The 12,774-nt window shown below is 36.4% G+C and carries 13 protein-coding genes; 4 read left to right on the top strand and 9 right to left on the bottom strand.

What is annotated here, in order from left to right; all coding sequences use genetic code 11:
* The first annotated feature begins 225 nt into the window (after positions 1-225).
* A complete protein-coding gene (locus tag ACTWP4_RS17590; RefSeq protein ID WP_443130094.1) occupies positions 226-414 on the top strand; it encodes a hypothetical protein in 189 nt (62 codons plus the stop codon).
* On the opposite strand, the gene ACTWP4_RS17585 is transcribed toward ACTWP4_RS17590, so the two are convergent.
* Positions 411-1,427 (bottom strand): phosphotransferase, encoded by a 1,017-nt coding sequence (locus ACTWP4_RS17585; protein WP_443130093.1) that lies wholly within the window; start codon positions 1,425-1,427, stop codon positions 411-413. The genes ACTWP4_RS17590 and ACTWP4_RS17585 overlap by 4 nt on opposite strands.
* A gap of 63 nt (positions 1,428-1,490) precedes the next feature.
* Positions 1,491-2,444, bottom strand: coding sequence for a stage VI sporulation protein D (gene spoVID / locus ACTWP4_RS17580; RefSeq protein WP_443130092.1), 954 nt, complete (start codon positions 2,442-2,444; stop codon positions 1,491-1,493).
* A 276-nt stretch (positions 2,445-2,720) separates the two neighbouring features.
* On the opposite strand from spoVID, the gene ACTWP4_RS17575 reads away from it, so the two are divergent.
* On the top strand, positions 2,721-3,032 hold the full coding sequence (locus ACTWP4_RS17575; RefSeq protein ID WP_443130091.1) for a hypothetical protein: 312 nt from the start codon (positions 2,721-2,723) through the stop codon (positions 3,030-3,032).
* Between the two features lie 1,081 nt (positions 3,033-4,113).
* Here the strand turns inward: ACTWP4_RS17575 and hemL are convergent.
* From hemL to hemA, 6 genes are read right to left on the bottom strand one after another with little or no spacing between them, the layout of a single operon-like run.
* On the bottom strand, positions 4,114-5,400 hold the full coding sequence (gene hemL / locus ACTWP4_RS17570; RefSeq protein ID WP_443130090.1) for a glutamate-1-semialdehyde 2,1-aminomutase: 1,287 nt from the start codon (positions 5,398-5,400) through the stop codon (positions 4,114-4,116).
* Positions 5,401-5,415: 15 nt separating this feature from the next.
* The gene (gene hemB, locus ACTWP4_RS17565; protein WP_443130089.1) at positions 5,416-6,396 is read right to left on the bottom strand and encodes a porphobilinogen synthase; all 981 of its coding nucleotides are present in this window, start codon (positions 6,394-6,396) and stop codon (positions 5,416-5,418) included.
* Positions 6,396-7,160, bottom strand: a complete 765-nt coding sequence (locus tag ACTWP4_RS17560) for a uroporphyrinogen-III synthase (RefSeq protein WP_443130088.1) — start codon at positions 7,158-7,160, stop codon at positions 6,396-6,398. The genes hemB and ACTWP4_RS17560 overlap by 1 nt, the downstream gene beginning before the upstream one ends.
* Positions 7,157-8,089 carry a hydroxymethylbilane synthase gene (gene hemC / locus ACTWP4_RS17555; RefSeq protein WP_443130087.1) on the bottom strand — a complete coding sequence of 311 codons (933 nt, stop codon included), beginning with the start codon at positions 8,087-8,089 and terminating at the stop codon, positions 7,157-7,159. Before hemC ends, ACTWP4_RS17560 begins: the two co-directional genes overlap by 4 nt.
* 24 nt (positions 8,090-8,113) lie before the next feature.
* The gene (locus ACTWP4_RS17550; RefSeq protein WP_443130086.1) at positions 8,114-8,932 is read right to left on the bottom strand and encodes a cytochrome C assembly family protein; all 819 of its coding nucleotides are present in this window, start codon (positions 8,930-8,932) and stop codon (positions 8,114-8,116) included.
* 18 nt (positions 8,933-8,950) lie between these two features.
* Positions 8,951-10,318, bottom strand: a complete 1,368-nt coding sequence (gene hemA / locus ACTWP4_RS17545; RefSeq protein WP_443130085.1) for a glutamyl-tRNA reductase — start codon at positions 10,316-10,318, stop codon at positions 8,951-8,953.
* Between the two features lie 227 nt (positions 10,319-10,545).
* On the opposite strand from hemA, the gene ACTWP4_RS17540 reads away from it, so the two are divergent.
* Together ACTWP4_RS17540 and ACTWP4_RS17535 are read left to right on the top strand one after the other, a co-directional pair.
* Entirely contained in the window at positions 10,546-11,025 is a 480-nt protein-coding gene (locus ACTWP4_RS17540; RefSeq protein WP_443130084.1) for a LiaI-LiaF-like domain-containing protein, read from the top strand.
* Between the two features lie 71 nt (positions 11,026-11,096).
* Positions 11,097-12,005 (top strand): DMT family transporter, encoded by a 909-nt coding sequence (locus ACTWP4_RS17535; protein WP_443130083.1) that lies wholly within the window; start codon positions 11,097-11,099, stop codon positions 12,003-12,005.
* 687 nt (positions 12,006-12,692) lie between these two features.
* Here the strand turns inward: ACTWP4_RS17535 and ACTWP4_RS17530 are convergent.
* A complete protein-coding gene (locus tag ACTWP4_RS17530; RefSeq protein WP_443127340.1) occupies positions 12,693-12,773 on the bottom strand; it encodes an IS3 family transposase in 81 nt (26 codons plus the stop codon).
* Between the last annotated feature and the right edge of the window lies 1 nt (position 12,774).

Below are 12,774 nucleotides of genomic sequence, written 5' to 3'. Positions count from 1 at the left end.
ATTATCATGTATATATTCGACATTCATCTATAATATTCCTGCATGACAACTTTGTTTTAAGAAAATGGGACTAGGTATTTATTATGAAATTACAAACGTCACATACATAGTTAATCTTTTTATTGAAAAAAATTCTTTTAAATTTGCAAATAGGTGTACGCTTCGATTTTCGCTGCATAAGCTACAATATACATTTCTTTATTTTATCGTGAATGAGGTGATTTTTTGGCTCGTTATTATCGCTATCGTCTACCACCTTGGGCTCGAGAATGGATATTAATTTGTGAACGGTGCACTCCTCCAATCGTGATTTTTCAGGGGATACGAACTTTATTTATACCAACAACGTTCGATGTTTTATTGTTAGGAATTTTGATTGGTATCCTGATTGCTTTTCAATTAGAATGGATCTAGTAAGTTTCTTCAAATTGCTCTGATTTTAATGTTTCATAAATAAATTCCTGTAACTGAAATGCAAATAATAACTTACGATATTCCCGTTCAATTCTAATAGAGCATGTTACATTATTTTTATTTCTGGATGCCTGCATACTTGTTAGTACCTCTTGAATCCAATTAGATGGTGAAAGCAATTGTAAAACTAATAAAGATTTTTCATAATCCGATAAATCAATATAACGACAATAGATAGAAAACGAATCAGTTATTTTCCCCATATCACAGTCATGGAATTGAAATAAATATTGATAATATTTCACTAAATCATATGTTGGAGAAGTCATAAAAGCATCTTCCCAATTCAAAAAATACGTGTTGGTTTGTGTATTGACATAATGGGAAGGTTGTATATTTCCGTGGCATAATGAATATTTCATCTTCTCGGTTTCTTCCATTACATCCAAATAAATTTCTTGCCACCTTTCCAGTTGATTGAATGTTTGTTCTATATCCCGGTAATACATGCAAACTTGTAACTCATATGGGGACATAAAACGCTTTGCTTCAAAATATCGAACGTACTTCAACATTTGATCCCGATAGGTAGCTAACTCTTGCTGAAATTGTTGCGCGATAGTAGTCTTATTTTGTTTCAGTGGTGCAATCTGATGATAATCCATAGTGGCAGCGTGAAGACGACCGATTGCATGCATAGTAGTTGCATACTCATCAACTGGTTGATCCATGTACTCTTTTTCCACCCATGGCATCAGGTAATAGATATGTTTTTGATCCTGTACAAATGGTTGTTTATTTTTGGCATAATGAATGGGAACAAAGCCAAGTATCTGTTTTTGTTGTATAAATTGTTGAATCGCTTGCCATCTTCCTAGATCATCAGGATTTAGTCTTGACTTTTTCAAAGCATACTGTTGGGAATTCGCTTTAATTTTAAACACTCTTTCAGTTACCTGCTCGATTTCTTCCGGTTGTAATTGAAATCCATCTATAATTTTTGACCAATCCATTTTGTTTCCTCCTTCCAAATATGAAACAAAAAATCCCTTGACTGGCACCAAGGGATTAAAGCTTTATTCCTCTGAGATTATTGGAATATAAATTAATTGACCTGCAGATACATCTTCTTCTTCCAGACGATTCGTTCTCATAATTTGTCTTGGAGTTACTTCATAACGCTCAGCAATGGTTTGCATCTGGTCATCAGGTTGCACAATATATAATTTTAGTCGAGTATAGTTTGAACTTTCTTCTCCTGCGAAAATATTCAATAAATAGGATGTATCATCATTTGTCCGCTCTTCTCTCGCTTGGACATGAAGTTTTTCTTCCTCTTCTTCCAGTTCTTCATCTTCACTTTCCAAAACGACATCTTCTTCTGACTCTCTAACTAACTCCGGTTCCTGTTCATCTATGCTATCGACTACTTCCATTGATTCCTGATCACTTCGTTTACTGTTGATAGCAACAACTTTCTCTTCTTCCGGTGAAGTTTCCAATTCTTCATCTACTTTAATATGAAATGTATCCTCTGTTTCGTCTTGTTGTTCTTCCATGCGATTTTCTTCGAAAGCTGGCAGAGTATCTTCTTCTTGAATTTCAGATTGAACTTGCGTTTCATCTATACCATGAATAGCAAGGGTTGCTTCTATTAGCATTTCATTCGCAGAATCTAATGCATAATCGAAATGATCTACTTCAATAGAGACATCATCTAAAGATGGAATTCTCTCCATTGGAATCGATACATCAATAAGGAATTTATGAAAAAATTCGTTGACTTCATCAGATAAAGATTCTACGCGTTCCACGTAAGTTGCGTCAGTTAGTCGTTCTTCACTCTCATCAGGAGTGTCGTTTTTAATATACTCTCCTTTCAGTTCCATCACACCTCTGATGGAAAGTGTATTACCTATTTCTTCCATTGATATCACTGGTTCTAATCCAATGCCTAGCATTTCTTGGATTTGTTGATCCTTATCGAAAGCTATTGCCTCATGAATATTAAAAGTAAAAGTTTCTTGCAAAGCACTTCCCCCTTTCTTTTGCTTAGCTAAGGCGTACTAGCATCTCAATAAACTATATGTAGGTACCCAAGGAAATATGCTTGATCAAGAATTATTCAGCTTGCTTATTTTCTTGTATTAGTATCTGGTTTTAAAATAGAACTATCTTTCCACGCAACTCTATTTAATAATACATAAAATGTAATAGCATTTCGATTTTGCTAACCAGTTGTTTTTTATCATTTATGATTAATGTTAAAATAATTTAATATAATAAGTATTTATGGGAGCTAAGAAATGAAAAGGTGTATTTTGTTGATCTTGGCATTACTTATAGTAGCTTGTTCTGAAGAAAAGTTATATTCAGATATTCCTGATTTTATTGGGATTGTTGTATCTTTTGAGGATAGTAATCAAATACGAATGAATATTAAATCAGGTACCATTACTGAATATGGTTACAATGGTACAATATTAATTTCAGTTGAGAACATGAAGGATATAGAAAAACTTGAAAAGAATGATGAAATTAAAGTATGGATAGACGTTCAAATACTAGATCACCAACCTCCCCATGCTAAATTAGGAAAATACGAATCAAATGAATAGTCTTCAATTAATTTTCTTTTAAAAAGATTTCTCTATTTTATACTGCAGTAAACATAAACTCCGTAGTAATTCCCCTTAGATTTGCTCCCTTCTCTCTTCTCAGAAATGAGTACTAGGGATACGCTGTTGTAACATATTTCGCGTTCTGCAGCCTCCTCACTCACTAAAAGACCGTTCACGGTGGGATCTCACTTTGGTTACAGTTCCCTTAGGAGTCGAAAGCTTGCTTGAGCAGATGTTGACTTATGTCCATTTGGGTGAAAGCAGAGTATTCTGCCAGAACGTATTCTAGCACTCATCACAAACCAGAATCGAAGGAAACTAACCCAAGACAAGTTTTCGTACGTTCGTAGTTTTTATCAACTTATATTATGCTCAGTCTTTACAGAAATCAACATAAGAAAAACTAGGCAAAACCCGCCCCGTCTTACAACAATATGCTAAGTAGGTCTGTGAATATTACTATTAGTAGTCATTATGAAATATATCGACCGTTTGATCACCACTCCGGCTGCCCACTCCCCTTTCCGTGGGGTTTGCCCTTCAGCTAACTTTTTCGAGCAAAAACCGCTCAAAAAAGTGGATCTTCAGGGCAAACGAGTCCCACAGGAGTTGAAGTGGGCGCCTTCGCGCCATGCATGCGCTACAACATTTGTCAGACCTAGTAGCTTGGGTTATTAACCCTCGTAAAAGTGTAAAAAAATGGCTCTTGTATCACTTATATGGTTATAAAAGCAATATGCTTTTTCTGATATTCGTTGTAGAAAAAGGTATAGAGGAGGCCGACCGTTTCGACTCCTAAGGGAATAGCATGATCTGAAGATCCACTTTTGCAGGAGCGAACTCCTCCTGCAAAAGTTAGCTGAAGAGGATGCCCCTTGGAAAGCGAAACGGTCAGCCGCAGCGGGTGGCTTGGACACTTTAACTTTCATCATAAACAGCATGACTAATCAACTAAATCTTTATTCATTACACTTTTTAAACGTAAATAAGATACAAAAATACTATGATACCAACGTTTATATGCTTTCCTACCTTATTAAAAAAGCTTGCAAACCTTTTAGGCTTACAAGCTTTTGGATTAGGATAGTTTTTCGAATGCTTTTTCTGCTGCTGCGATTGTTTTTTCAATATCATCTTCTGTATGGGCAATAGACAGAAATAATCCTTCAAATTGTGAAGGTGGAAGAAAGATTCCTTCTTCCGCCATTGTTTGGTAATACGTTGCAAATGCTTCAGTATCTGATTTCGATGCCGTTTCATAATTAACCACCGGTTCATTTGCGAAAAAGACTCCAATCATAGAACCAGCACGATTAATTTGTAATGGTACATTATGTTTGTCAGCTGCTAATCTGTAACCTTCCACAAGACGATCTACTTTCTTATTAATCTCGTCATATGAGGCACGATCCATCGCCTTTAATGTTTCTAAACCAGCTGTCATTGCTAGTGGATTCCCAGACAACGTACCTGCCTGATAAATATCACCTACAGGAGCAATGCGCTCCATTATCTCACGCTTACCACCATATGCACCAACAGGCAAACCTCCACCGATTACTTTCCCTAAACAAGTTAAATCTGGTGTAACCTCAAAATGACCTTGTGCACTATGATAGCCAACACGGAAACCTGTCATTACTTCATCAAAAATAAGTAAAGTTTCGTGCTGTTTGGTAATATCACGTAAGGATTTTAGAAATTCCTGATTTGGTGGAACAACTCCCATGTTTCCTGATACGGGTTCCACAATAACGGCTGCTATATCATCACCAAATTGTTCGAAGGCATAACGAACACTTTCTAAGTCGTTGTAAGGTACTGTAACCGTATGCTGTGCAACACTTTCAGGTACACCAGGACTATCCGGAAGACCTAAAGTCGCAACACCTGAACCAGCTTTAATAAGTAATGAGTCACCATGACCGTGGTAATTCCCCTCAAATTTGAGAATTTTATTTTTCCCGGTATAACCACGAGCCAACCGCAAAGCACTCATCGTTGCTTCTGTGCCTGAATTAACCATACGAACCATTTCGATCGAAGGCACACGATCAATCACTAATTGTGCTAATTCATTCTCTAGTAACGTCGGAGCACCAAAGCTTGTCCCTTTTTCTGTTGTTTCTTTTAACTTTGAAACTACACGGTCATCCGCATGCCCTAATATTAATGGTCCCCAGCTTAATACATAGTCAATATATTCATTACCATCAATATCATAAATTTTTGACCCTTTTCCATATTCCATATAAATAGGATTCATGCCTACTGATTTAAACGCTCGAACAGGTGAGTTTACCCCTCCCGGCATTAAACTTACCGATTCCTTGTATGCATCTACCGAATTTTGATTTTCACGCATGGATTGATCGCCTCCTTATTTATTTTGAAGCCATTTTGCCACATCTTTTGCAAAATAGGTAATTATAATATCCGCACCAGCTCGTTTCATTGCGGTCAGTTTCTCCATGACAATTGCCTGTTCATCAATCCAACCTTTCAAACTAGCTGCTTTTACCATGGAATATTCTCCACTTACGTTATAAGCAACTACTGGTACAGGATGTTGGTTCTTGACATCACGTATAATGTCCATATAGGATAAAGCAGGTTTGACAATTAAAAAGTCGGCTCCTTCTTCCACATCAGATGCTGCTTCACGCATAGCTTCTAAACGATTTGCAGGATCCATTTGATACGTTTTTCTGTCACCGAATTGTGGCGTACTATCTGCTGCGTCACGGAATGGACCATAAAAAGCAGAGGCATACTTAACGGCATAAGACATAATCGGAATGTGTTCAAAACCTGCTTCATCTAATCCTTTGCGAATTTCAGCTACAAAACCGTCCATCATATTAGATGGAGCAATAATATCAGCACCAGCTTCAGCTTGAGTAACAGCTGTTTTCACATGTAATGGTAAAGATTTGTCATTATCGACATCCTGGTTTTCAATAATTCCGCAATGTCCATGAGATGTATACTCACATAAACACGTATCTGCAATGACTAGCAGTTGATCTGTCTTCTGTTTAATCTGACGAATTGCAAGTTGAACAATACCGTTCGGATCATAGGCACCAGACCCCACTTCATCTTTCTCTTTTGGTACACCGAATAAAAGAAGAGAAGGAATTCCAAGTGATAATAACTCATCCATTTCTTCATCGAGGCGATCTAATGATATTTGAAAAACCCCTGGCATCGAACTAACTTCATTTTTAATATTTTCCCCTTCAACAACGAATAATGGATATACTAAATCATCTACTTTTAAATCTGTTTCACGCACAAATCGTCTCATGGCACTAGAGTTTCTTAAGCGACGATGGCGATCAAATTGTGTTTTTGCCATTATGTATCACCTTTTCTTATGTAATCAATATAAACCTCTACCATATTCTCCAAAGTAAATGTTTCAGGATAGAGAATATGACAGAATGACCGTTCACGTAAAGCCTCTGCTGTTGTTTCTCCAATCGCAACAGTCAACAAACTATTTTTAGCTTGTTCAAACAGGTGAGGGTCCAAAAATTGTTGAAAAGCATCAACAGTTGATGGACTGGTAAAAAATACAGCATCAACTTCTGATACCGACTTATTTAGCAATGATTTTGATTGCTCATTTTTTATTGTACGATAAATAACGATTTTTTCAAAAGATACCCCTGCTTCCTCAAGTAACTCAGGAATTTCCCTTCTGGCATTTTCTCCACAAATAATCGCTATCCGTTTGTTACCAATTCTATGTAAAAATTCTTCGACCATTGTCTTACCACTGTAGATAGAAGGTTGAAAATCAACGGGATAACCATATTCGTTTAGTGAACTAGCTGTTTTTTCTCCAATAGCTGCAATGTTATTTTTCACCTGAATACCAAGTGCAGTAATGTATTTATGGAAAAAGCGAGCAGTATTTACACTGGTAAAGAAGAGCCAATCAAATGAAGCAATGTTAATTAATTGATCACGATTCACATCATTGAAATTTGCTTCGAATCGGAGTAGTGGTACACGTTCACACTTTGCACCATATCCTTTAAGTAAATGGATTAAGGGGAGCGCTTGTCTCGCTTCCCTTGTCACCATTACTTTTCTACCTTTTAAAGGTTGACTCATTCTTGGTTCTCCTCGATTGCTTCATCCACTAGCTCTTGGGCACCTTGGGCTTGCAGTTTTTCCGCTGCTTCTTTCCCTACTTGTTGTGGATCTTGACCTTTTACAGTTTCTTTTAAGATCGTCTTACCATCACTGCTTGCAACTAATGCAGTTAATACAATCTCTTCATCATCAAGGTATGCATAACCGCCAATTGGAACCTGGCAACCTCCATTTAATAAATGCAAGAAGGTGCGTTCCGCTGTTACCGTTTTTTCCGTGTACGCATCATTAATTTTTTCTAATAATGCTAATAGTTCACGATCATCTTCTCTACATTCAATCGCTAAAGCACCTTGTCCAACAGCAGGTACACATACATCTGGTTCTAAATATTCCGTAACAATATCTTCGCTCCACTTCATTCGTTTCAATCCTGCTGCAGCAAGAATGATGGCATCAAAATTCTCTTCTTTTAACTTTCTCATTCTTGTTTCAATATTTCCACGAATCCATTGAATGTTTAGATCAGGACGTTCCGCTAAAATTTGTGAACCTCTACGCAAACTACTGGTTCCTACAATGGACCCTTCTGGTAAATCCGCTAATTTAATATGATCATTGGAAATAAAAGCATCTCGATGGTCTTCCCGTACAGGAATGGAGCCAATTATCAAACCATCTGGCATTACTGCTGGCATATCTTTCATACTATGTACAGCAAAATCAATCTCTTTGTCATACATCGCTTTTTCAATCTCTTTCACAAACAGACCTTTCCCTCCGACTTTCGAAAGAGTAACATTGAGAATTTGATCACCTTTGGTTACGATTTTTTTAATTTCAAAATCATATTTATTACCAGCATGTCTCTTTAACTGCTCGATTACCCATTCTGACTGAGTCATTGCTAAATTACTTCTTCTTGAACCTACGACAATTTTACGCAATCTGGTTGCCTCCTTAGTGTTATATTACATATGAAAATTCGATAAACTGTTAAACAGGAAAAAGTTGATTAATAAAATCAGAAATGCGAATATATTCCAGCTTAAAATAGCTTTACCTTTATAGCCTTTTTGAATCCGCATGTATAAATAGCCTGCATAGATGATAAACACAATAATGGAACCGAGTGTTTTACTGTCACCCCAATAAAATTCTGTCCCTGTCATATATGCCCAGACTACTCCTAGAATAATCGACAACAATAATAGTGGTTCACCCAGAACAATTGACTGAAATGCTCTTTTTTCCAACCCTTCTAAGTCTTGGAATCTTCTCAACCATTTATACCCTTTTTTCATTTTAAGAAACTTATATTGCATATAGTAGAGACATGCTAATATAAACGAAATGGTAAAAAGACCATAGGATACGAGCGCAAGTACAATATGCGCAAAAAGCAATTCATCTAATACTAATGGGATCTGAGTAGAATCCGTGATTTGCGTCGATCGTAATGTATGAATAAGCATGATAAAAAAACCAAATACACTGATAAAGAACATAAAAAATTCGAGACGAAACAACCGATGGACAACTAGAGAAAACGTAATAATAATCCATGTATACGTATATAATCCATCGTTTAAGGTTTGTATCGGTATACTTGATGTCTGCCAAATTTCTGTTAATAAAAAAATGGTTTGAAAAAGCCAAACCATTGCAAGCAACCAGAAAGCGGTTCTATTCGCTTTCCGGTTATGGTATAGAAAATCTAAGAAATAAATAATAACGGTAAAGCCATAGATTAATAACATACTCTCTTGTAAAAATCTTTCTTCGAACATATTGGGAAAACCACCCGATTAATGTGTCGACACATTTTGTAGTTTCTGTACAACGCTTTCCTTGTTTTTTTCAAAGGTAATAACCTTATCATTTTCAGTTTTTTTCACTTCTTCTTTTACTCGATCCTCTATATCAAATATCTGCATAAATAATGCTAATGCTTGATCAGCATTTTTCTGCCCAGCAAATTCTTTTGCCTGTAGAATAGGTTGTTTTAATATTTGATTAACAATACTTTTTGTGTGTTTATTCAACACTTTACGTTCACGTTCTGTCATGTTAGGCATTTTGCGTTCTATACTTTTCATCGTTTCATGCTGTATGGATAATGCTTGTTCACGTAAAGCTGTAATAACAGGTACAACACCAAGTGTTTGTAACCATTCATTGAATGCAACGATCTCTTCTTCTATCCACAATTCAATGATTTCTGAAGCTTCTTTACGAGCCTCTAGATTAGCATCTACTACATTTTGCAGATCATCGATATCATATAAGAATACATTATCCACAGATTCCAATGCCGGATCTAAATCTCTTGGCACGGCAATATCAACAAGGAATAATGGACGACCTTTACGTTTTTTTTCTACACGTTGATAAAGGTCTTTCGTAATAATGTAATCACTCGCTCCAGTAGAACTGATCACAATATCAGCTGCCACTAGCGTGTCTTCCAAATCTGAAGTTGATTTTGCTACACCATTAAATTGGCTCGCAAGTTGTTCAGCTTTCTCCTTGGTACGATTTACAACCGTAACTTGCTCTGCACCAGAACCATAGATGTTTTTTGCAGCTAATTCACCCATTTTCCCAGCACCAATAATGACAATATGTTTTTCTTTTAAATCAGTAAAGATCTTTTTCGACAATTCTACCGCTGCATAACTTACAGACACAGCGTTCTCATTGATTGATGTCTCACGCTGACTTTTCTTACCGATCGTTATCGCTTGCTTAAAAAGCTCATTAAAAATAGTACCAGTTAATTTTCGCTTTTGCGCATCTAAAAAGATTTGCTTTACTTGACCTAAAATTTGTGTTTCACCCATTACCATGGATTCCAATCCACAGCTTAAACGGAATAGATGTTCCACCGCTGCTTCGTTTTCATACATAATAAGGTGTGGCGCAAATGTGTCTTTTTCCATATCAAACCAATCACCCAAAAACTGTTTGATAAAATATCTTCCTGTATGAAGTTGATCAACTACCGCATAAATTTCCGTGCGATTACAGGTAGAAATAATAACATTCTCTAAAATGCTTTTTCTGCTGTTTAATTCTGTCATCGCATCATTAATCGTATCCTCACGGAATGCGAGCATTTCCCTTACTTCGACAGGAGCTGTTTTATAATTTATACTCGCTGCTAAAATATGCACTGTATCTACCCCCAAAAAAGCAAAAGCCTAACACATAAGTATTATTATTATAACATGTTTTCACTTCGAAATCGTGATGATTTTATGAACAGTTTACGAATCATCTATGATAAAATGAAAGTTGTTGTTATGTGAATTGAATTCAATAGTACTTTACCATATTCAATATATTTTATCAAGAAAATAAATCTAAGTTAATAATAATTTTAATCTAGGAGTGTTTATTTTTGAAAAATAATGGACTTGTAGCATATTTATTGATTGGAATTGGCGTCTTTTTCTTACTTAGAGAATTACGATTACCTATCTTTACTGATTTCTACTCTTGGCCTACCTTATTAATTTTGGTAGGAGTTGCTTTTCTCATTCATGCTTTTTCAACTAAAGATTTTAAAAATGTTTTTCCTGGTATCCTCTTACTTGGTCTAGGAATCCACTTCCACGCTCTAAGCCACTATGGATTTTGGATTGATCATTGGGGCATGTATACAATGATTGTAGCTATAGCGTTTCTAGCACGTGCAGTTAAAACGAGACAAGGATTTATTCCTGGTATTATTTTATTAGTCATTTCTATTTTTGCTATCTTCGCTGATAATCAGCCAGGATGGTTTAGCTGGATCAATCAGTTTATGAGTTGGGTTGAACGATTTTGGCCAGCCATTTTAATTGGTTTAGGGGTATACTTACTGTTGAAGAGAAAATAATATGTGCTATGATGACTATGCTTCTGAATATAAAAACCTTTGAAAATAGATAGAGAAAAGAAGGTGAAAGTATGAAGAACTATTTTGCATATTTTGTTACGGTTATTGGTGCAAGTTTATGGGGACTGACTGGCTTATTTGTAGACGGATTATATGATGAAGGTTTTACAGCATGGGAGATCGTCGCCATCCGTTTGACTACTTCGACCGTGATATTAATGAGTTTAACCGCTATTATTGCACCAAAAAAGTTACGAATTCAGTTGAAACATCTCCCGCATTTTATTGGCTTAGGGGTATGTGGTATAGTTTTGTTCAATTGGTTTTATTTTACTGTAATGAAACAAACATCCATATCTATAGCCGTTGTGTTGCTCTACACTGCTCCTGTTTTTGTTGCTTTATTATCTAAATATTTCTTTAATGAACCATTGTCGAGCAGGAAAGTTGTTTCTTTATTATTGACTATATTTGGATGTGCACTGGCTATTCAACTTGTTCCTCTTGGGCATATGCAAATCCCTCTCATTAGTGTAGTTTTAGGATTATTATCTGCCTTTTTCTGTGGTTTGTACAGTTTAATTGGCAAACAGATCAGTAGACAATATAATTTTCTTACTACAACAGTATATGCCTTATGTATGGGCAGTATTTTTATATTTCCGACGAGCGGCTTATGGAACAAGGCAGTTGCTTTTCAATCATTTGACGTCTGGTTTAATATTGGCGGTATTGTGATTATTTCTACCATTGGTGCTTATACACTTTATACGTTTGGACTTGCTCATATTGAATCGAGTAAAGCGGCTATCTTAGGAGCGATGGAACCAATTGTTGCTGTACTCATTGGTGTAATCATTTTTGGTGACCACTTAAGTTTTTTACAAGTCATTGGTATTATACTCGTAATCGGCGCAGCATTTCTTTCTGTTTATCATAAGAATAGAAATATAAAGATGTATAAGAAAAAACGGGCATAATCCGCCATCTCTAATTCGTACTTGATGCAAACTACGAACCAATAAAAATTCATTTTGGGTGTAATGTTCTTTCATTCTTCTAACGGTGACTGCTAGTTCGGCGCTGCGGTGGGCACGGCTTCAGCTAACTTGGTAAAGAAAAGCCCTTTACCAAGTGGATCTTCAGCTCGCGCTAGTCCCACTGGAGTGTCGCATTTTTCCGGAGCTTAGTATGTATTTCTCATCAAGTAAGAAGAAATACACAGAATAAAATCCAAAAAGTTCTCTTCCTTCGATAATCAGAACACTGCCTATAGCGGAGGCAGAATACGGAGACTCCTATGGGAACAGCACGAGTCTGAAGACCCCGTGATGCACCTGCGTCTCCTAGTAACGCTTCGTAGTAGGCTTCCTCGGTGCAAGGGGACAAAGAAGTTTATTCAAGTAGTTCCCTGGCTGAAGCCGTGCCCATGGAAAGCGCAGTATTCTGCCGGAGCGATTGGCAGCACTCACCTATAATCAGAATGAAAGAAAGCAAATCTAAAAAATATAACTGCACAGTTTATGTTTTTTGTGTACTATTGTATAGGTCGCTTGAGTAGACACGTGCTGTATATTTTTTCTAGATAAAAAACCGAGCAATTGCTCGGTTTTTTTAGTAGCTGAACTGCCCCCTGTCAAGTAGACAGTGGAAATAATAAAAAGGATTTATGCGGCCTTATTCCTACACTCCATAGGACTGAGGCCGTTTAATCTTTTCTGGTATCGCTCCACATTATAGAAATGGATG

Source organism: Gracilibacillus sp. D59 (genome assembly GCF_052246695.1).
Lineage (GTDB): Bacteria > Bacillota > Bacilli > Bacillales > Amphibacillaceae > Gracilibacillus.
This window is presented reverse-complemented; position numbering and strand designations above follow the sequence as displayed.